The 19055-nt window shown below is 73.8% G+C and carries 16 protein-coding genes; 9 read left to right on the forward strand and 7 right to left on the reverse strand.

The window, feature by feature from the left end; all coding sequences use genetic code 11:
• The first annotated feature begins 560 nt into the window (after positions 1-560).
• Both WMF31_RS34705 and WMF31_RS34710 read left to right on the forward strand, forming a co-directional pair.
• Positions 561-4538, forward strand: a complete 3978-nt coding sequence (locus tag WMF31_RS34705) for an RHS repeat-associated core domain-containing protein (protein WP_436606051.1) — start codon at positions 561-563, stop codon at positions 4536-4538.
• A gap of 10 nt (positions 4539-4548) precedes the next feature.
• Positions 4549-5400, forward strand: coding sequence for a hypothetical protein (locus WMF31_RS34710; RefSeq protein ID WP_436606052.1), 852 nt, complete (start codon positions 4549-4551; stop codon positions 5398-5400).
• 195 nt (positions 5401-5595) lie between these two features.
• Here the strand turns inward: WMF31_RS34710 and WMF31_RS34715 are convergent, their stop codons facing one another.
• From WMF31_RS34715 to WMF31_RS34725, 3 genes are all read right to left on the reverse strand, one after another.
• The gene (locus tag WMF31_RS34715) at positions 5596-7251 is read right to left on the reverse strand and encodes a tetratricopeptide repeat protein (protein WP_436606053.1); all 1656 of its coding nucleotides are present in this window, start codon (positions 7249-7251) and stop codon (positions 5596-5598) included.
• A 146-nt stretch (positions 7252-7397) separates the two neighbouring features.
• Positions 7398-8723, reverse strand: a complete 1326-nt coding sequence (locus WMF31_RS34720; protein ID WP_436606054.1) for a LysM peptidoglycan-binding domain-containing protein — start codon at positions 8721-8723, stop codon at positions 7398-7400.
• On the reverse strand, positions 8720-9142 hold the full coding sequence (locus WMF31_RS34725) for a hypothetical protein (protein WP_436606055.1): 423 nt from the start codon (positions 9140-9142) through the stop codon (positions 8720-8722). Before WMF31_RS34725 ends, WMF31_RS34720 begins: the two co-directional genes overlap by 4 nt.
• Between WMF31_RS34725 and WMF31_RS34730 the strand changes: the two genes are divergently transcribed.
• The 5 genes from WMF31_RS34730 (at position 9141) to WMF31_RS34750 (ending at position 12271) form a co-directional block, all read left to right on the forward strand.
• Positions 9141-9317, forward strand: a complete 177-nt coding sequence (locus tag WMF31_RS34730; protein WP_436606056.1) for a hypothetical protein — start codon at positions 9141-9143, stop codon at positions 9315-9317. The genes WMF31_RS34725 and WMF31_RS34730 overlap by 2 nt on opposite strands.
• A gap of 34 nt (positions 9318-9351) precedes the next feature.
• Positions 9352-9873 carry a hypothetical protein gene (locus tag WMF31_RS34735; RefSeq protein ID WP_436606057.1) on the forward strand — a complete coding sequence of 174 codons (522 nt, stop codon included), beginning with the start codon at positions 9352-9354 and terminating at the stop codon, positions 9871-9873.
• The gene (ruvA, locus tag WMF31_RS34740) at positions 9870-10490 is read left to right on the forward strand and encodes a Holliday junction branch migration protein RuvA (RefSeq protein ID WP_436606058.1); all 621 of its coding nucleotides are present in this window, start codon (positions 9870-9872) and stop codon (positions 10488-10490) included. Before WMF31_RS34735 ends, ruvA begins: the two co-directional genes overlap by 4 nt.
• Before the next feature lie 175 nt (positions 10491-10665).
• Complete coding sequence (locus tag WMF31_RS34745) at positions 10666-11784, forward strand: FHA domain-containing protein (RefSeq protein ID WP_436606059.1); 1119 nt, start codon at positions 10666-10668, stop codon at positions 11782-11784.
• A gap of 88 nt (positions 11785-11872) precedes the next feature.
• Positions 11873-12271, forward strand: a complete 399-nt coding sequence (locus WMF31_RS34750) for a (deoxy)nucleoside triphosphate pyrophosphohydrolase (protein WP_436606060.1) — start codon at positions 11873-11875, stop codon at positions 12269-12271.
• 36 nt (positions 12272-12307) lie between these two features.
• Here the strand turns inward: WMF31_RS34750 and WMF31_RS34755 are convergent, their stop codons facing one another.
• From WMF31_RS34755 to WMF31_RS34765, 3 genes are all read right to left on the reverse strand, one after another.
• Complete coding sequence (locus WMF31_RS34755; RefSeq protein ID WP_436606061.1) at positions 12308-13324, reverse strand: FecCD family ABC transporter permease; 1017 nt, start codon at positions 13322-13324, stop codon at positions 12308-12310.
• Entirely contained in the window at positions 13321-14205 is an 885-nt protein-coding gene (locus tag WMF31_RS34760; RefSeq protein ID WP_436606062.1) for a type III pantothenate kinase, read from the reverse strand. Before WMF31_RS34760 ends, WMF31_RS34755 begins: the two co-directional genes overlap by 4 nt.
• A 131-nt stretch (positions 14206-14336) precedes the next feature.
• Positions 14337-14978, reverse strand: coding sequence for an O-methyltransferase (locus WMF31_RS34765; RefSeq protein ID WP_436606063.1), 642 nt, complete (start codon positions 14976-14978; stop codon positions 14337-14339).
• An 82-nt stretch (positions 14979-15060) separates the two neighbouring features.
• Here WMF31_RS34765 and WMF31_RS34770 point away from each other — a divergent pair, with 82 nt between their 5' ends.
• Entirely contained in the window at positions 15061-15876 is an 816-nt protein-coding gene (locus WMF31_RS34770) for a hypothetical protein (RefSeq protein ID WP_436606064.1), read from the forward strand.
• A gap of 18 nt (positions 15877-15894) precedes the next feature.
• Here the strand turns inward: WMF31_RS34770 and WMF31_RS34775 are convergent, their stop codons facing one another.
• Complete coding sequence (locus WMF31_RS34775) at positions 15895-16785, reverse strand: SDR family oxidoreductase (protein WP_436606065.1); 891 nt, start codon at positions 16783-16785, stop codon at positions 15895-15897.
• A 382-nt stretch (positions 16786-17167) separates the two neighbouring features.
• Here WMF31_RS34775 and WMF31_RS34780 point away from each other — a divergent pair, with 382 nt between their 5' ends.
• Positions 17168-19051, forward strand: coding sequence for a protein kinase domain-containing protein (locus WMF31_RS34780; protein WP_436606066.1), 1884 nt, complete (start codon positions 17168-17170; stop codon positions 19049-19051).
• Positions 19052-19055: the final 4 nt, after the last annotated feature.

Below are 19055 nucleotides of genomic sequence, written 5' to 3' on the forward strand. Positions count from 1 at the left end.
CGAGGACAGGAGTGACGTCATGACGACTCAAGGCAAGGCGAAGATCAGGATCACCCACGCGGAGCCGCTCGGGCAGGGGGCCCGGCTGCTCGGCGTCGAGCGCGCGGACGGCGCGGCGCTCGGCTTCGCCGGCGGTCAGTACGTGATCATCAACACCGGGGTCGCCCTGCCCGGCGGCAAGCTCGCCAAGCGGGCCTACTCGCTGCTCTCGAGCGACGCCGAGCAGCGCGCCGTCGAGATCGCGGTCAAGCGGATCGGCGCCGGGCCGGGGTCGATCCGGCATGCAGCCGCCCGTGGGGGGACGCCCTCCGGCGTGCGGCCGCCCGTGGGGGGACGCCCTCCGACGTGCGGCCGCCCGTGGGGGGACGCCCTCCGACGTGCGGCCGCCCGTGGGGGGACGCCCTCCGGCGTGCAGCCGCCCGTGGGGGGACGCCCTCCGGCGTGCAGCCGCCCGTGGGGGGACGCCCTCCGACGTGCGGCCGCCCGTGGGGACGCACGGACCAACCCGTTGCTGCCGCACCGGCTTGCGACCGGCGCATTTCGTAGCCGAGCATACGCGAATGGCACGAACGGCGCCCATCCCCAACATCCCAGCGATCCCCGGCATGAACCCCGGCGTCTTCATCCTGGGCGGCGGCGGGAGCGGCGGGGGTGGCAACGGCCGCGGCGGCGACGGCCGCGGTGACGACCAGGGCGGCGACGGGAAGAACGGCGGCAACGGCCCGCGCGGCGGCGGCAAGGACGCGGCGCGCTGCGGGCCGGGCAGCGGCGGCGGGTGCCCCAACCCCACGCACGGCAGCGGCGGCGGTACGCACGCGGGCGATCCGGTCGATCCGATCAGCGGGCGGGTCTACACGGTCGCGGTCGTCGATCTCGCGCTGCCCGGCCCGATCCCGCTCGTGGTCGAGCGCAGCTACAGCTCGGCGCTCGCCGACGAGGACTGCGGCCTCGGCTTCGGCTGGACGCACTCCCTGGCATGGCAGGTCGAGGAGCGGCGCCGGGGCGTGCGGGTGCTGGCGCCGCACGCGGCGGCGACAGAGCTGCCGAGGAAACTCGAGCCGGGCGAGTCGGCGCGGCTGCCGTGCGGGGTGCTCACGCGGTACGCGTGGGGCTATGCGCTCGCGGCCGACGGGCTCGCGTACCTGTTCGCGGAGGCGCGCGGCAGCCGGTGGCTCCTGAGCCGGATCGCCGACCTGCACGACAACCGGATCGAGCTCCTCTACGAGGAAGGCCGCCTCGTGCAGGTCATCGACAGCGTGGGCCGGGTCGTGCGCGTGCGGCGGCACCGGGACGGGCACATCGCGGCGTTCGAGGTCAAGAACGCCTCCGCGCAAGGCCGGTGGGTGGCGCGGCGCAGGTACGCGTTCGACGCGCGCGGCGATCTGGTCGCGGCCGAGGACGCCGCGGGGTACGCGCACCGCTTCAGCTACGACGAGGACCACCGCCTGGTGCGGCGCGAGGAGCCCGGCGGGCTCGTGGCGGAGTACCGTTACAAGGACGGGCGCTGCGTCGAGACCTGGTGCCACCGCGCGGGCAACGACGCGCTCGACGACGGCGCGCCGGAGACGCTGAGCGACGGCTCGCGGGCGAAGGGGTTCCTGCACGTGAAGGTCGAGCATCACGGCGGCGCGCTCACGGAGGTGATCACCTCGCGCGCCATCCGCCGCGTCGACGGCAACGCCTTCGGCAAGCTCGATAGGATGGTCTGGGGCGGCGGCAGCGGCGTGCACACCTTCCGCTACGACGACGCGGGCGCGCTGCTCGAGTACGAGGATGCGCTTCAACAGGTCTTCCGCTGGGAGCGCGACGCCGAGGGGCGGCTCGTGGCCGAGGTCGACCCCATGGGCAACCGCACCTGCTACGAGCACGACGTGCGCGGCTTCGTCTCGGCCGTGACCGACGCGCTCGGCGGCGCCGCGCGCTACGCGCGCGGCAACGTGGTCGCCGTCCACGACGACGCGGGCTTCGTCGTGGGCTTCGCCTACGACAGCCGCGGCTTGCTGACCGGCGCGACCCTCCCGAACGGCGGACAGACGCGCATGGAGTACGACGCGCTCGGAAACCGCGTCCGCGTCGTCGAGCCCGACGGCAGCGAGCGGCGCATCCGCCACGATTTTCTCGGCCGCATCGTGGGGTTTGCCGACGAGCGCGGGCACGAGACGCGCTTCGCCTACGACGCTTGCGGCAGACTCTGCGCGGTGTTCGGGCCCGGTGGCGCGGTGACGCGGTACGACGTCGATGTCGATGGGAACTTGAGCAGGATCACCGATGCCGACGGGCGCACGACCACCCTGCGCTGGGGCGGGTTCCACGTGGTCACCGAGCTCGTCCGGCCCGATGGGAGCAAGGTGCGGTACCGCTATGATCGCGAGCAGGATCTGGTGCGCATCGTCAACGAGGCCGGCGAGGAGCACCGGCTCCAGCGCGACGGCGAGGGGCGCATCACCGGCGAGCGGACGTTCGATGGGCGGGAGATCCGGTACCGGCTCGACCTGCAGGGCAAGATCATGCGAATGGAGTGCGGCCTCGCGACGGTCGACGTCGAGTACGACCCGCTCGGAAGGATCGTCAAGCGCAGCACGTCCGACGGGCGCGAGGACGTGTTCGAGTACGACCCGCTCGGAAGGATCGAGCGCGCGGTGAGCGGCGATGTCGAGTGCGCGTACACCTACGACGCGCGGGGCCGGGTGCTCACCGAGGTGACGCGGCGGGGCAGCGAGGTGCTCGCGGCGTTCGCCTGGACCTACGACGCCATGGGCAAGGTCACCTGTGTGCGTGGCAGCGGCGGTGACCTGAGCGTCCAGCGCGACGTGATGGGGCGGCCGGTCGCGGTGCTGATGGGTGATCGCGGCGAACCGCTGCGGTTCGCCTACGACGCAGGAGGCTTCGAGGTCGAGCGGCGCTTGCCGGGCGGCGGCAAGATCACGACCGAGATCGACGCCGACGGGCGCCTGGCGCGGCAGGCCGTGCTCGGCAAACCGAGCGCGCCCCGTGTCCGGCCGGGCGAGCCCGCCTGGGTCGGGCCGCTCGTGGCGCCGGAGACGTGGCGCAAGACGTATGTCTGGTCGCCCGCGGGGCTGCTGCGCGCTGATGAGGACCGCGCCGGCAGGACCGGAGAGACGCTCCGCGATGGGAACGGTCGCGTCATCGAGCGCCGCAACGCGGGCAAAATCGCGGAGCGGTTCGGCTTCACCGTGACGGGCGACCTGGAGCGAGCAGGCGAGCGGCGGACGTACGCGCCGGGAGGGCGGTTGACGGTGCGCGCGGCCGGACAAGAGACCGCGCGGTATGCGTACAACCAGCGCGGCGACCTCATCGAGAAGCGCGTGAGCGGGCAGGATGGTGAACAGGAGCGCGTGTGGGCGTACACCTGGAGCGGGGATGGGCGGCTGATGGAGGTGCGGACACCGGAGGGGCGCGCGATCACCTTCGCATACGACGCCTTCGGCCGCCGGATTGAGAAGCGCGTGGCGCTCGCGGGAAAGGTCGAATGTGTGACGCGCTACGCCTGGCGAGGCGACGTGTTGGTGCACGAACGCCGCGAGCGGGCGCGGGACGCGGGGGATCCATGGGTGGAGGAGCGGGGCTACGTGACGCTGCCGGAGAGCGCGCTGCCGCTCGCACAGAGAGACGGCGCGGCGGGGTCGCTCAGGTACTTCGTCCATGGGGTGAACGGCCTCCCCGAGGCGCTGATCGAAGGGGACGGGCGCGTCGCCGGAGAGATCGCGGCGGGGCTGTACGGCGAGGTGCCGGCGGAGCAGGCGGAGCTCACGCGGCTGAGATTTCCGGGGCAGTACGCCGACGAGGAGACGGGGCTCTACTACAACTGGCACAGGTACTACGATCCGGAGACAGGACAGTACCTCGGCCCGGAGCCGATCGGGATCGAGGGAGGGCTCAAGGCGTATGCGTATGCCGATTCGTGGCTCCCCGAGACCCTAGATGTGGACGGACTCAAAAAGGATCCGGTCATCTGCACGATCCGCAGAAAGGATGGAACAACAGTAACCGGCACGAGCCAGGACAGAGCCCCTGGCGATCTACACAAGGCCGTCCTGGCCGCGTTACCTCCGACACCGGCCCGCGATCCTGACGACCCTACAGCACCATGGAACTGTGCCGAGCCAGCAGCGCTTTCTGCACACATCAAGGACTGGGAGGAGAGAAACAAGCCCAAGAAATGTGAACCCGGTACAAAGGGATGGAAGAAGAACCTTCGCGCCGCGATGCGAGAGATCGACGAGGAGGACGGAATCTCATCGAAGCACGAAAAATCCAACGTGACTCGCGCCGCATGCCCGAATTGCTCGCAGACGGTGCCCAGGCTCTTCGCGCTCGCAGGCATGATGCCGCCCACGAGGGTGCTTGCTCCAGGATATCAGAACAAGAGAGGCTTGGGGCCGAGCGAGCGCTTCTCTGAACCAACCGAGGGATTCCACAAAGCGCCGAACAATAAAGCGCCCAACGCGCCGGCACCTGGAACGGACAACCTGGGAACCTGGTCGCTCACGAGCAAGGGTTGGAGGCGCCACGCCTGAAGAGGGAGGCATGAGCCAACATCGTCCATCGCTGGATGCCTTTAGCGGACAACTCTCCGACCGCGCGAAATCCTTCTTTGTGCGGGAGCATATATTTCGGGACCTATCGAACACGTGTAGCTTCGAGCGGCTCGCGGAGGAGCTCGACCGGCGAGGAGCACCGTGGTTCGACAAGGTATTCGAGCTAGAAGAAGAATTCGGTGGCCTGGTACGTCGAGGGCCCCATCCCAAGACGCCCTCTCTGGCCATCGGACTCTTTCAGCTCATATGCCTGGGTTTCGACTCTCCCGGCGAGGAAGAGCCCGAGGATGACTCCGCGCTCGTCTCATTGAAGTGGCCGATGGCGCGTCTGGCAGCCACCGGCGACCTGTTGACCCATGTGGGGGTATACACAACGGAAGCGGACCTTTATCTGAGCGAGTCCGGCTGGATATTCTGGTACGTTTCCACACTAGATCGAGTCGAGCTTCTATCCGGATCGGCATCGACGTTCCTGGAGCGGGTCGCGCTCGAGGATCACGTAAGACGCACGATGCGTGAGTACGCAGGGACGTTTTTCATGGCAGATGAGGGGTCCACGATAGCGCAGGCGCTCAACATCCCCGTCGTCGAGGAGGCGTCGGACGCGCTGATAACGCACTGGATGAACCCCAACCTGTTTATTTCACGCTTGCCCCAGGCGTCTGCGCCGGGCATTTACCGGACGCGAATCGTTTCGCGCACAGTGGAAGCCCTCCTCTCGGCCGCTCGAGCGGTGATCACGAAGTCCCCTGAGGCGCGGGCGACCGTGGAAACCCATTTGCCAGGTGGGCGCGAAAGGCACGACGCGCTCCGGCGTGAGGGCGTCGCAGTCAGCGGATAAGGCAAACATGCGCCTACGTCAGCATGCAGCCGAGCCGGGTCGCGCTCGCCATGGCCGCGTTCGGAGCCCTCCCCGGGAGCGGGGAGCGCCTGAGATAGCGATGCTCTCCACGCGATCATTTCGCCCGCGCCTCGACACCGGCGGGCTGCCGGCCAGGCTCGCGCTGCGTCCGACGCCGACGCGTCCCGCCGGAGGTCAAGACCTCTCTCGATCGAACCGGCCCAGGCTGCCCGGCGCCCTGGAGTCGCGCGCGGCGCCCCGCTCCCCCAGCGCCGCGATCTTGCCCGCGAGGACCGCCTCGGCCAGCGCGCGGACCTCCGGGTCCGTCGCGCGATCCGCGCGCGCGAGCGACTGCTCCGCCGCGGCGCGGGCCTCGGTCGCGCGGCCGGCGAGCGCGTGCGTCCGCGCGATCTCGGCGAGGGTCGCGGAGAGCTCCGGCGAGTTGCCGGAGACCTCGACCAGGCGCTTCGCCCCGAGGTAGAGCGCGAGCGCCGCGCCGAGATCCCCCTGGATGCGCGCCAGATCGCCGCGCGCCCGGAGCACGCTCGCCTGCCCCACGCCGTCCTCGAGCGCCTCGAACAGCGTGAGCGCCTGCTCGTAGTCCGAGAGCGCGTCCTCCAGGTCGTCCGCGTCGGCCGCGGCGACGCCCACGAGCTCGGCGACCAGCTCGAACTGCCGGCGCCGGAGGTCGCCCCGCGCCTTGAGCGTCGCGGCCTGCCCGCGGCGCTCGAAGCCGGCGCGGAAGAGCGCGAGCGCCCGGTCGTAGTCGCGCACCGCGTCCACGAGATCCTCCTGCCGGGAGCGCAGATCCCCGCGCGCCTTGAGCACGGCGGCCTGGCCCAGGAGCTCGCGCGTCGTCGTGAACAGCTCGAGCGAGAGATCGTAGTCCCGCTCGGCCCCCTCGAGGTCCTCCTGCCGGGAGCGCAGGTCCCCGCGCGCCTTGAGCACGCTCGCCTGCCCGAGGAGATCGTCGGTGGCCTGGTAGAGCGTGAGCGCCCAGTCGTAGTCGCGCGCGGCGCCCGTCATGTTGTCCTGGCCGAGGCGCAGGTCCCCGCGCGCCTTGAGCACGCTCGCCTGGCCGGCCCGGTCGCCCGCGCCCTGGAAGAGCGCGAGCGCGCTGCTGTAGTCGCGCGCGGCGCCCGGGAGGTTGCGGAGCCGGACCCGCAGGTCGCCGCGGGCCTTGAGCGCCCGCCCGTGCGCGGAGCCGTGCGCGCGGGCCCGGGGCGGCTCCGAGACCTTCGCGCCGTCGCCGTCGCCCGGGGCGCCGGGCGCGGCCACGGCGCGGGGCTTCATCGGCTCGAGATCGCCGAGCAGCAGGAAGAGCTGGATCGCCTGATCGTAGTCGCAGACCGCGCCGCCGAGGTCGCCCTCCTCCGCCCGCGCGAAGCCCCGCGCCCGCAGCGCGTCCCCCTCCCCCGCGCGGTCGCCGGCGGCCTGGAAGAGGGCGAGCGCCTCGTCGTAGTCGCGCACCGCCTGGACCGGGACGCCCTCCCGCAGGCGCAGCGCGCCGCGGTCCATGAGCACGTGGGCCTTCCCGATCAGGTCGCCGGCGGCCTGGAAGAAGGCGAGCGCCTCGTTGTAGTCGCGCGCGGCGCCGGCGTGGTCGTTCCGCCGGAGCAGCAGGTTGCCGCGCTCCCGCAGCGCGTGGCCGCGCTCCTCCGGCGCGACGTGGCCGAGGCTGGGGGGCGTGATGCTCGAGCGGGGCCCCCGCGCCGGGCCGTCGTGGAGCGACTCGGCGAGCGCGCCGCTCCTCGGGGCGCCGCGCTCCGCCCCGCGCTCGAAGGAGCGCTGGGTGGGAGGCGCTCCATCCAGCCCGTTCAAATCCGACTCGGCGTCTGCGTGGCGACGCATGGCAGAGCGGGCATCATACAGCGCCGGCGCCCGCGCAGGAGCGAGAGTTTCGCCGGCGCATGCGCGGACGCCGACGCGCTCGACGCCGCGCCGCGCCGCGCCGGCCCCCCGCGCGCGGCGCCCCGGCACCCCGGCGCGCGCCGCGGTCAGTAGCCCTTGCGCGAGACGAGCACCGCGTCGCGCTCGACCTCGAACATCGCCTGCGTCACGATCGCCGCGGCGGTGCGCTCGCGCACGTGGACGACGCGCAGCTCGGCGTAGGTCTCGTCGGGCAAGAGGTCCTCGTCCACCCCGAACTTCAGCCGGTCGACCTGCGCCGGCCGCTCGTCCTCCACCCGCGGCCTGAGCGTCGCCATCTGCCCGGCGCTCCCGAGCTGCTGCACCCAGCGGTCCCCGCGCCGCACCGCGAAGAAGCGCTGCCCCGGCTTCACGCCGTCCTTCTCGCCCTTGTCGAGGAACACCACCTGGTGCTGCCCGAAGAGCTGGTAGGGGTAGATCGACGCGAGGATCTTCGCCTCGATGTCCTGCGCGCTGCTCGTCGGCGGCACCACGTCGAAGCGGCGGAGCACCGAGCCGACCCTGTCCCCGCGCTCGATCGTGTCGAGCGACTCGACGATGCGCGCGCGCACCATGTGCGTCTTCGGGTTGTAGCGGTCGACGCGCGCCGTGCCGCGCACGGTCACGAGCTCGCCCTTCGCGCCCCTCACCTTCTTGATCTCGCGGAAGAGCGTCAGCTCCTGGCCGATCGCGACCTCGTGGTCGTCGGAGAGGCGCAGGTAGACGTCGTCGCCCTCGCTGAGGAGCATCTGGTCCTCCGGGCTCGCGACGAGCTCTCCCCAGGTGTCCTTCTCCACGTCGTCGACCCAGCCGAGGTGGCGCAGGAAGATCGTCCTCGGCGGCACCTTCGCCCCGCCGCCCGCCTTGCCCGGCGCGATCCCGAGGCTGCCGCGCGTGGGCGTCTCGTTCGGATCGCGGAGCCGGATCCTGTCGCCCGGGTAGATCCAGTGCGGGTTCTGGAGCTGCGGGTTCAGCGCCCAGACCTGCGGCCACGCATAGGGGTTCGTGTAGTACCGGCCCGAGATGTCCCAGAGCGTGTCGCCGCGCCGCACCGAGTGCGACTCGGGCACGACCTGCCCCTCGACGACGTAGCTGGCGTTCGCGCCGCCCCGCACCGAGACGGGGCCCTCGCTCCGGCGGTTCAGGTCGAAGCCGTCCGTGGAGCGCGACGTGTCGGTCGTGCCCCGCGCGCTCGACGGCAGGTGCGCGTTCGGATCGAACCCCGGCTGCGGGTAGCCCGGCACCACGACCTGCGTCTCGACCGACGGCTCGGCCTGCGGGACCTGCACCACGGTGACGCCCGGGCCCGGGGCCGCGCCCTCCTCGCCGCCCTGATCCTGGGCGAGCGCCGCCGGCGCCACCGCGGCGAGCGCCAGGGAGAGCGGGAGCAGCATTGCCTTCGCGTGGACCTTCATCGCTTGCGCCTCGACGGGGTGGAGGGGGGCGGGCCTTCCGGCGATGCGCCCGGACGGTCGTCCAGCACGACGCCCCCCGCGGTGGAGCGGAGCACCGGCGGCGCCGCCTCGTCGCCGCCCTCCGGCGTGAGCCGCACCACCTCGAGGTCGGGCCGGTCCGGCTCGTCGTCCGGCGAAGGGGACGCGGCGCGCGCCCCGGCCTCCGGCGGCCGCGCCGCGCCGGGGGCGGCGCCCCGCGAGCGCTCCAGCGAGCCCACGCGCTCCGCGAGCACCGCGCTCTCCGCGCGCACCCGGACGAGCTCCGCGCGCAGCTCGGAGAGCTGCTGTTCGACCGCGTCGCGCCCGCCCCCGCACCCGACGGCGAGCGCGGCCGCGGCGAGCGAGAGCCCCATCGAGCCGATGCCCAGGCGAATCCTCATGCAGCGCCCAGCCTACCCGCCGCCGCGCCGCCCGGCCAAACGCGCGACGATCCCCGCCGGCGCCGGGCGAGCGGCGCCGGCGCGGCGCCGGGCGAGCGGCGCCGGCGGGGCGGCGTCGCTCGCGGGCGCCGGCGCACCGGCGTCGCTCGTGACGGAGCGCGCGCGGTTCTGCTAGGGTCCCGCCCCGGATCCGGCGGCGAGGGTTGAGCATGCGGAGATTCCTTCTGGTTTCCCTGATGGCGGTGGCGTCGGCCGGCACCGCGTGCGGCGGCGACGACGGCGGCGGGACGCCCGCGGCGACCGAGTGCTTCGATTACGCGCGCTTCGACGCCACGACCCCCGAGGTGAGCTTCAGGGCCGACGTCCTCCCCGTCTTCCAGCGCTCCTGCGCGTTCAGCGCGACCTGCCACGGCGCCGTGGCCGGCTCGGCCGGCTTCACGTACCTCGGCCCGGGGGTGGGCGCGGAGATCACCGACGAGGAGCTCGCGGAGCTCGCGGCCCAGAACGTCGGCGCCGCGTCCCGGGCGCCCTCGGGCATGCCGAGGATCACGGCGGGCGACCCCGCGCGGAGCTTCCTCATGCACAAGATCGACGACACCCTGAGCTGCGGGGATCTCGAGTGCACGCCCGAGACCTGCGGGGCGCCGATGCCCTACGGCGGCGCGATCCTGCCCGCGGCGGAGCGGGACGCGATCCGCCGGTGGATCGCGCAGGGGGCCGAGGTCCCTTGATCGGCCGGCTCACGGGCCGGGTCGTCGAGGAGGGCGACGACGGCACGGTCGTGCTCGACGTCGGCGGGGTCGGCTACGAGGTGGCGGTCCCGCTCGGCGCCGTGGGCCGCGCGCGGGGCCTCGCCGCGGCGGCCGGCACGGACGCGATCACGCTCTTCGTCCACACCCACGTCCGCGAGGACGCGCTCCTGCTCTACGGCTTCGCGACGCGCGAGGACCGGGCGGCCTTCCGCGTGCTCATCGGCGTCTCCAGCGTCGGCCCGAAGATCGCGGTGGGCATCCTCAGCGCGCTCGCCGCGGGCGACCTCGCCGCGGTGATCGCGCGCCGGGAGACGGCGCGCCTCACCGCCATCCCCGGCGTCGGCAAGAAGACCGCCGAGCGGCTCGTCCTGGAGCTGAAGGACAAGCTCGTCGGCCTCCCCTCGGCCGCGCCCTCCCCCGCCGCCCCGCCGCCCGCGGCCGCCGGCTCCCAGCAGGACCTCCTCCACAGCGCGCTCACCCGCATGGGCTACCGGCCGGCCGAGGCGGAGCGCGCCGTCGCCGCCCTCGGCGCGCGCGTCGACAGCGCCCCGCTCGGGGACCTCGTGCGCGACGCGCTCGCGCTGCTCTCCAAGTAATCCGTCCGCCGGCGCCGGTCCGCGAGGGCCCGGGCGCGGCGCGGGCGGTGCGCGCGGCGCCCCCCCGGGCGCCCGGAAGTACGACAGACAGTCGACAGAAGGCGGCCGCGGCGAATATGCTCCCGCCGCCGTTTGCCCGAGACCTGCGTTCGGTCTCTCGTTGTGAGGAGGCCTGGTGATCACCTGTCCGAAGTGCTCCAAGGAAAATCAGGACCATTACAAGTTCTGCCTCGGCTGCGGCGCCGAGCTGCCTCGCGACGTTTCGCCGAAGAAGTTCGCGGCGGGCACCCCGCCCCACGGCGTGCCGGCGGCGGTGCGGTCGAGCTACGGCGACGAGCCCACGGCCGTCGGCACCGGCGCCCTGAAGGGCCCCGTGGCGGCGCCTCAGCCCCCTCCGCTGGTCGATCCGGCGGCGTTCCTCGCCCCGGCCCGCGGGGAGGACACCGGCGCGCGCAAGAAGGCGGCGGCCGCCGCCGGCGGCGCGGCGGTCGCCGCGCCCGCGGCCCCGGCCGTGTCGGGCGCCGGCGGGACGGTCGTCTGCCCGCAGTGTCAGGAGCCCAACCCGCCGACGAACAAGTTCTGCGCGCTCTGCGGCTTCAAGCTCGTCAAGCCGGCGAGCCCGCCCGCGCAGCCGTCCGCGCCGGTCGCGGCCGGGTCGGGCGCCACGGCGATCGTGCTGACGGCGCTCCGGGCCGACGGCTCCGAGGCCGGCTCGTACCCCCTGCCGGGCAGCCCCGCGACGATCGGCCGCGACACCGGCGCGATCTTCGCCGGCGACAGCTACCTGTCCCCGCGCCACGCGACGTTCTCGATCAAGGGCGGCAGGATCTTCGTCAAGGATGAGGGCTCGCTGAACGGCGTCTACCGCCGGCTGCGCAGGGACGTGCCGGTGCAGCTCGAGGTCGGCGACGTCTTCCGCATCGGCCAGGAGATCATCCGCCTGGAGTCGCTCACCGCCGCGCCGCCCACGCCCGACGGCGTCGAGCGGCTCGGCAGCCCCTCGAAGGGCTACGTCGCGCGGCTCGCGCTCATCATCGGCCGGGACGCGACCGGCAACGCGTTCCCGGTCCCCGACACCGGCCTGCACCTCGGGCGCGAGCGCGGCGACATCCTCTTCCCCGAGGACGGCTACGTCTCCGGGCTCCATTGCCAGATCTCGCATCAGGGCGGGCGGCTGTTCATCACCGACCTGGGCAGCTCCAACGGCACGTTCCTCCGCGTCGTCGGCGAGGCCGAGATCGCGGGGGGTGACATCCTGCTCATGGGTCAGCAGCTCTTCCGCGTGACCGTGTGACGGAGCGCCCCGAGCTCCGAGGACGCCGCCGCCCCCGCTCGCACAACCCGACGCTCCGGCGTACGCTGGGCACCCCGAGGCACTCGCCATGGAAATGGTTCGCACCGTCCGTGTGGTCGCCGCCGTCATCGAACAGGACGGCCGATACCTGATCACGCAGCGCCGCCCGACCGCGGTGCTGCCGATGCTGTGGGAGTTCCCCGGCGGGCGCGTGGAGGAGTCCGAGACCGACGCGGCCGCGCTGAAGCGCGAGGTCCGGCACCGGCTCGGCGTCGAGATCGAGGTGAAGCAGCTCATCTCGTTCGTGAGCCACCCGTACGAGCGCTACGTCGTCGACCTGTACCTCTACGAGTGCCAGATCAAGAGTGGCGAGCTCGCCCCGCTGGCCGTGCACGCGTTCCGGTGGGTCACGAGCGCCGAGTTCGACCGGTACCCGTTCACGCCGGCGGACGAGGCCAGCATGAACAAGCTGCTCGGCATGTCCTGACGCGCCCGCCGTCGGGGGTGCTGGCCTGGGCAGCGCTCACATCCGCGTCGATCGGCGGAGGAGCACGAGGAACAGCGGCCCGCCGAGGATCGCGGTCACCGCGCCCACGGGCGGCTCCGTGCCGAGCCAGCGGAACAGGATGCGCGAGAGGAGGTCGCAGAACGTGAGCAGCACCGCGCCGGCGACGAGCGACAGCGGCAGGAGCCGCCGGTGGTCCGCGCCGGCCAGCCGGCGGACCGCGTGCGGGACGATGAGCCCGACGAACCCGATGAGCCCGGTGCGGCTGACGATCGCGCCGACGACGCACGAGGACGCGAAGAAGATCCGGCGCTCGACGGCGCGCACGTCGACGCCCAGGGTCTCGGCCGACTCGTCGCCGAGCGCGAGGAGGTTGAGGCGCGCGGCGTCGGCGACGAGCACCGCGCAGCCGGCGATCACGTAGGCGGCGACGCCGAGCAGGGCCGAGGTCGTGGGCAGCTCGACGAAGCCGATGAGCCACCGGACCAGCTGCTGCGAGCGCGAGGGGGACACGACCGTCTTGAGGAAGGTGATCAGGCCGGACGCGATGGAGTTCACGATCACGCCGGCGAGCAGCATCGACGCGCCCGAGGTGCCCTCGGCCGCGCCGCGCGCGATGGCGTAGACGAGCACCGTCGCGGCGAGGCCGCCGGCGAGCGCCGCCGCGGGCAGGAGCGTCGCGCCGAGGACGGTCGCCGAGCCGACGCCGAGCGCGATCGCGACCGCGGCGCCGAGCGCGGAGCCCCCCGAGACGCCGAGCACGTACGGCTCGGCCAGGGGGTTCCTGAGCAGCGCCTGGAACGCGGCGCCGACCGCGGCGAGCCCGGCGCCGGAGACGGCCGCGAGGAGCACGCGCGGCAGCCGCACGTCGAGGAGGAGGGTCCGGTCGAGGCCCGGGCCCGCGAGGGCGCGCTCGATCGAGACGGGCTCCGAGCCGAGGAGGACGGCGAGGACGAGCGTGAGCCCGAGCGCCGCGGGGGCCGCGAGGAGCGCGAGCGCGGGGCGGCCGGCGGGGCCGGGCGCGGGCGCCGTCAATCCGGGCTGCCTCCGCGCGCCGCGGGCGACACGGGGGCGGCCGGCGCGCTGTTCCGCTCGAAGAGGAGGCGCAGGCCGGTGAGCGTCAGGTCGTCGTCGACCGCCTCGATCGACTCGGTCTGCGGGGCGATGAGGCGCGCCAGGCCGCCGGTCGCGACGACCCTGCACGGGTAGCCGAGCTCCCGCCGGAGCCGCGCCACGAGGCCGTCGACGAGCCCGGCGTAGCCGTACACGATCCCCGACTGCATCGAGTGGACCGGGTTGCGCCCGACGACCCTGGGCGGCAGCGCGATCTCCACGCGCGAGAGCCGCGCCGCGCGGGAAAAGAGCGCCTCGGCGCTGATCTGGATGCCCGGCGCGATGACGCCGCCCAGGTACTCGCCCCGCGGGGTCACGCAGTCGAACGTGGTCGCGGTGCCGAAGTCGACGACGATGACGCCGGGGGGGCCGGCGTGCTCGCCGCGCCCGGGCTCGGCCGCCTCGCCGCGCGCCCCGGCGCGGGGCCCGGGGCTCTTTCGCGCCCACTCGTGCGCCGCGACCGCGTTGACGATCCGGTCGGCGCCGACCTCGCGCGGGTTCTCGTAGAGGATCGCCATGCCGGTCTTGATGCCGGGCCCCACGACGAGCGGATCGATCCCGAACGCCCGCTCGACGAGCCCGACCATGGTGTCGGTCAGGGGCGGCACCACGCTCGCGATGATGGCGCTGTCGATGCGGGCGAGGGGGACGCCGCGGAGCTCGAGCATCTGCCGGACGAGGACGGCGTACTCGTCCGCGGTGCGCGCGCGCGCGCTCTCGCAGCGGAGGTGGTGCCGCAGCACCTCGCCCTCCAGCACCCCGAAGCTGATGTTGGTGTTCCCGACGTCGATGGCGAGCAGCATGCTGGCGGGACTCTATACGTCGTCGGCCGGGAGGTTGTCGCCCCGGTTCTCGCGGGCGCGCGAGGAGCCTCGCCGGGCGGCCCGCCCCAGGGAGCCGGTGCCCCCCGCCCGCCTCGGGTCGACGCGCCGCTCTAGAGCTTGCGCGCGAGCGTCACGCCGTCGCGCAGCGCGAGCATGACGTGCGCGACCCGCGGGTCGCGGTGCACGAGGTCGTTGAAGGCCGCGATGGCGCGGCCGTCCGGGGTCTCCGGGGCGAGGACCTCGCCGCTCCAGAGGGTGTTGTCGGCCACGATCAGGCCGCCCCGGCGGACGCGCGGGAGGACCTCCTCGTAGTACGCCGGATACCGCTCCTTGTCGGCGTCGATGAACGCGAGATCGAACTCCGGGCTCGCCGGCAAGGCGCGGATCGTGGCGAGCGCGTCGCCGAGCGCGATCCGGATCTTCTTGCCATGCTCGCTGCGATCGAAGAACGACCGGGCAACCCGGGCCACGTCGGGATCGCGCTCGCACGTGATGAGCTCGCCGTCGGGCGGGAGCGCCTCGGCCATGCTGAGGGCGGAGTAGCCCGTGAACGTCCCGATCTCGAGCACCCGGCGCGCCTGCAGGAGGGCGATCAGCATCCTGAGCAGGGCGCCCTCGACCCGGCCCACCTGCATGCCCGCCCGCGGATGGGTGGCCTGGGTGTGCTCGCGCAGCTCCTCCAGGAGCGCGGGCGGCGGCTCGGTGTGATCGTGGATGTAACGGTCCAGGTCGGGATTGACGATCGTCACCATGGGTAGCTCCGTGCGCGCACGGTAGCACGCTTGCGCCGCGCCCCGCCTTGAGCTGCCGCCAGGCTTCGAGGTAGCGTCGCGCATGGCTTCTTTTCCCTGGAACCACCTCGCTGCGGCGGCGCTCCTCGCCGCGGCCTGCAGCTCGGAGCCGAGCGGCCCCGGGACGGGCGCAGCAGGCGGCCCCGGAACGGGCGGCGCGGGGGCGGCCGGGGCCGGCGGCGCGGGGGCGGCCGGGGCCGGCGGCGCGGGGGCGGCCGGGGCCGGCGGCGCAGGGGCGGCCGGGGCCGGCGGCGCGGGAGCGGCCGGGACAGGCGGCGTCGGTGGGGCGACCGGGACGGGCGGAACGGGGAGCGCCGCCGCCGCGGGGGGTGGCGGGGCGGCTGGAGGGGTCGCGCATGCCTGCGCCTCGCTCGGGGATCCGTGCTCGACCTGCCTCGCGCTGCGATGCCAGGAGAGCTACTGCGCCTGCCAGCAGAACCCGGAGTGCGCCGCGCTGGACAACTGCTTTCTCGGCTGCCCCGAGCGCGACGAGCCCTGCCGTCAACGGTGCCTGACCGCGCACGAGGCGGGCATCTCCGAGAGCTTCCTCGAAGGCGGTTGCGCATCCGAGCTGTGCAGCGCGCAGTGCCGGTCGCGCTCCGCGCTGTCCGCCTGCGAAGCGTGCCTGTTCGCGGAGTGCGCCGCCCCGATGAACGCCTGCATCGCGAGCCCCGCGTGCCGGGCGCTCCTCGCCTGCGACGCGCTGTGCGGCGAGGGCGGCGCGGGCGGCGCAGGCGGCGCGGGCGGCGCGGCTTGCCGGGAGGCGTGCGTGAGGGATCACGCGGCCGGCGCGGATCTCGCTCAGCCGGTGTTCGCCTGCGAGGGCGCGGCCTGCGAGCACGCCTGTGCGCCGCGGTGACGCCCCGCGCGCGCCGCGTCAGGAGAGCGGCTTGCCGCCGGTGACGCCGAGCACCTCGCCGTTGATGTAGCTCGCGTCGTTCGAGGCGAGGAACACGAACGCCGGGGCGAGCTCGACGGGCTGCGCCGGGCGCTGCATCGGCGAGTCCTTGCCGAAGGTGGACACCTCCTCCCCCGAGAACGACTGCTGGATGAGCGGCGTCCACACGGGCCCGGGCGCCACCGTGTTGACCCGGATGCCGCGCTTGATGAGATCCTGCGCGAGGCCCTTGCTGAAGGTGACGATCGCGCCCTTGGTCGAGGCATAGTCGAGGATGCTCGGGCTCGGCTGGTACGCCTGGATCGAGGCGACGTTGATGATGGAGCTGCCCGCCCGCATGTGCGGCAGCGCGTGCCGGACGACGTGGAACATCGCCATGATGTTGACGCGGAAGGTGCGCTCGACGCGCGCGGCGTCGATCTCCTCGAAGCGCTCGACGGCCTCGCCCTGCTCCGCGGCATTGTTCACGAGGACGTCGATGCGCCCGAACCTCCGGACGGCCTCCTCGACGACCCGCCGGCAATGCGCCTCGTCGGCGAGATCGCCGGGGATCGTGATCGCCTCGCGCCCCGCCTCCTTGACGACCCGCGCCGTCTCCGTCGCGTCCTCGTGCTCGCAGAGGTAGGAGATCGCGACGTCGGCCCCCTCCCGGGCGAACGCGAGCGCGACGGCGCGGCCGATGCCGCTGTCCGCGCCGGTGATGAGCGCGACGCGGTCCTTCAGCCGGTCGAGCCCCTTGTACGACGACTCGCCGTAATCGGGCCTCGGCCGCATCTCGGCCTCGATGCCGGGCCGATCCTGGCTCTGGCCTGGAAAGGGCGGCTTCGCGCCCGCGTGCTTCGGATCCTCGGTCGGTTCGGTGTTCTGCATACCTGCCCCTTTTGCGCTCGAGGGAGCGCCGATCGCGCTCCCCGCGGTTGTTGGCCATAACGACCGCCCCCCACCCCGGCCATCGGTCCCAGCCTGGACTCGGGATCGGAGCTCCCCCGACGATGCGCTGGACAGGAGAGCCGCGGGAGACGGCCCCTCTGCGCTCGCTGGACGGCACACCGTGCCAGGACGGCGGGACATGAATGCTCGTGCCCTTGGGGCCGCGCTCGTGCCCTTGGGGCCGCGCTCGTGCCCTTGGGGCCGCGCTCGTGCCCTTGGGGCCGCGCTCGTGCCCCTCGGGCCGCGCCCCTCCCCTCCCCGCACCCCCGCGGCGGCGCCACGCGCTTGCCGTTTGCGGGCGGAGCGGTGATCATCGCCCGCTGTGTCGGATTCCGCGACGAACCAGCCCTCGGTGGCGCCGGTAGAGCCGGGGACCGTGCTCGCCGGCAAGTACCGCGTCGAGCGGATCATCGGCCAGGGCGGCATGGGCGTGGTCGTCGAGGCGCGTCATGTCGTGCTCGACGAGCGGGTCGCGCTGAAGTTCCTGCTCCCGGCGTTCACCCGGCACCCGGAGGGGTCGGCCCGCTTCCTGCGCGAGGCGAAGGCCGCCGTGAAGATCAAGAGCGAGCATGTCGCCCGGGTCTCGGACGTCGGCACGCTCGAGAACGGCGCCCCCTACATGGTCATGGAGTTCCTCGTCGGGAGCGACCTTTCGCGGCTGCTCGAGGAGCACGGCACGCTCCCCCTGGAGGACGCCATCGACTACGTCGTCCAGGCGTGCGAGGCGATCGCCGAGGCGCACGGGCACGGCATCGTGCACCGCGATCTCAAGCCGGCGAACCTGTTCCTGACGCAGCGCGCGGACGGCTCGCCGCTCGTCAAGGTGCTCGACTTCGGCATTTCCAAGGTGGCGACCGCCGCCGTCGAGAACCTGACGGGCACGAGCGCGGCGCTGGGCTCGGCGCTCTACATGTCGCCGGAGCAGATGCGGCAGACGCGCTCGGTGGATCACCGCACCGACATCTACGCGCTGGGCATCTCGCTCTTCGAGCTCCTGGCCGGCAGGCAGCCGTTCTACGCGGAGACGCTGCCGCAGCTCTGCGCCGAGGTGCTGACGGGCACGCCGGCGCCGCTCCGGGGCATCCGCCCCGACGCGCCCGCGGGGTTCGCGAGCGCGCTGGAGAGGGCCTATGCCCGGGAGCGCGACGCGCGCTACGCGTCGGTCGCCGAGTTCGTGGTGGCGCTCGCCCCGTACGCGCCCGGGCGCACCTACCCGACCATCGACCGGATCGCCCGCATGGGCGGCCTCTCGCTGGCCGCGGCGACCGCCGGCGGGCAACGCGCGTCGTACCCGTCGTTCGCCGGCGGGGATTCGAGGAGCTCGGCGCCGGGCTTCCGCGAGCCCTCCGCGCCGGGCTTCCGCGAGCCCTCCGCGCCGGGCTTCCGCGAGCCCTCCGCGCCGGGCTTCCGCGAGCCCTCGTGGCCGGGGCTCCCCCCGGCCTTCGCGCCCGGGCAGGCCGACGCCACGATGCCGCAGCGGCCGCCGACGCCGCTTCCGCACACGCCGTGGCCGGGCCAGGGCGCGCCCGAGGGCTACCCCGCGGAGAACGGCGCGCCGGGCCAGGGGGCGCCGGGGGCGTTTCCCGCGCCCCCGCCGCACCAGCAGATCGTCCCCGGGCCGTACAGCGCGCCGATGAGCACCCGCGCCGCCGCGACGTTCGCCTCGGCGACCCACCTGGGGGTCTCCTCGGATGGGCGCCGGCCGTCGCCCTCCCCGACCGCGCTCGCCGCGATCGCGGTGCTCTCCGCGGCGCTCGTGATGGGGCTCATCGCCGCCAGCGTGTTCCTGCTCCGCCGCACCACCGCCGACGCGGGCGGCGACGCGTCGCCCACGAGCGAGACGACGTCCGCCGCGCCGCTGCCCTCGGCGGCCGCGGAGGCGCCGCTCCAGGGCGCGGGGTCGGACGCCCCGGAAGAGCCGACGATCCGCCCCACGGGCATGGCGACCGCGGCGGCCGCAGCGCCTGCCCCTGCGGAGCCGTCGCCTTCTGCGGCGCCGTCCTCCGCGGCAGATCCTGCGTCCGCGGCGGCGTCCGCCTCCACGACGGCGTCTACCGCCACGGCGGCGCCCCGGGCCACGACGGCGAGGCCGGCGCCCGTGGCCGCGCCCCGGCGAGCGACCACCGGCCGCGCCGCGCCGGCCGCACCCCAGCCTTCCTCCACGCAACGGCCTCCACGAGGCATCGACCTCAACGACCCCCACTGAGCCC

This window comes from Sorangium sp. So ce1036 (genome assembly GCF_051369805.1).
In the GTDB taxonomy this organism is placed as follows: domain Bacteria; phylum Myxococcota_A; class Polyangia; order Polyangiales; family Polyangiaceae; genus Sorangium; species Sorangium cellulosum_F.

Excerpts from the sequence above, each read along its gene's own strand:
- WMF31_RS34705 (WP_436606051.1), top strand. The coding sequence starts at position 561 with ATGGCACGAACGGCGCCCATCCCCAACATCCCAGCGATCCCCGGCATG.
- WMF31_RS34710 (WP_436606052.1), top strand. The coding sequence starts at position 4,549 with ATGAGCCAACATCGTCCATCGCTGGATGCCTTTAGCGGACAACTCTCC.
- WMF31_RS34715 (WP_436606053.1), bottom strand. The coding sequence starts at position 7,251 with ATGCGTCGCCACGCAGACGCCGAGTCGGATTTGAACGGGCTGGATGGA.
- WMF31_RS34720 (WP_436606054.1), bottom strand. The coding sequence starts at position 8,723 with ATGAAGGTCCACGCGAAGGCAATGCTGCTCCCGCTCTCCCTGGCGCTC.
- WMF31_RS34730 (WP_436606056.1), top strand. The coding sequence starts at position 9,141 with ATGCAGCGCCCAGCCTACCCGCCGCCGCGCCGCCCGGCCAAACGCGCG.
- WMF31_RS34725 (WP_436606055.1), bottom strand. The coding sequence starts at position 9,142 with ATGAGGATTCGCCTGGGCATCGGCTCGATGGGGCTCTCGCTCGCCGCG.
- WMF31_RS34735 (WP_436606057.1), top strand. The coding sequence starts at position 9,352 with ATGCGGAGATTCCTTCTGGTTTCCCTGATGGCGGTGGCGTCGGCCGGC.
- WMF31_RS34750 (WP_436606060.1), top strand. The coding sequence starts at position 11,873 with ATGGAAATGGTTCGCACCGTCCGTGTGGTCGCCGCCGTCATCGAACAG.
- WMF31_RS34760 (WP_436606062.1), bottom strand. The coding sequence starts at position 14,205 with ATGCTGCTCGCCATCGACGTCGGGAACACCAACATCAGCTTCGGGGTG.
- WMF31_RS34765 (WP_436606063.1), bottom strand. The coding sequence starts at position 14,978 with ATGGTGACGATCGTCAATCCCGACCTGGACCGTTACATCCACGATCAC.
- WMF31_RS34770 (WP_436606064.1), top strand. The coding sequence starts at position 15,061 with ATGGCTTCTTTTCCCTGGAACCACCTCGCTGCGGCGGCGCTCCTCGCC.
- WMF31_RS34775 (WP_436606065.1), bottom strand. The coding sequence starts at position 16,785 with ATGCAGAACACCGAACCGACCGAGGATCCGAAGCACGCGGGCGCGAAG.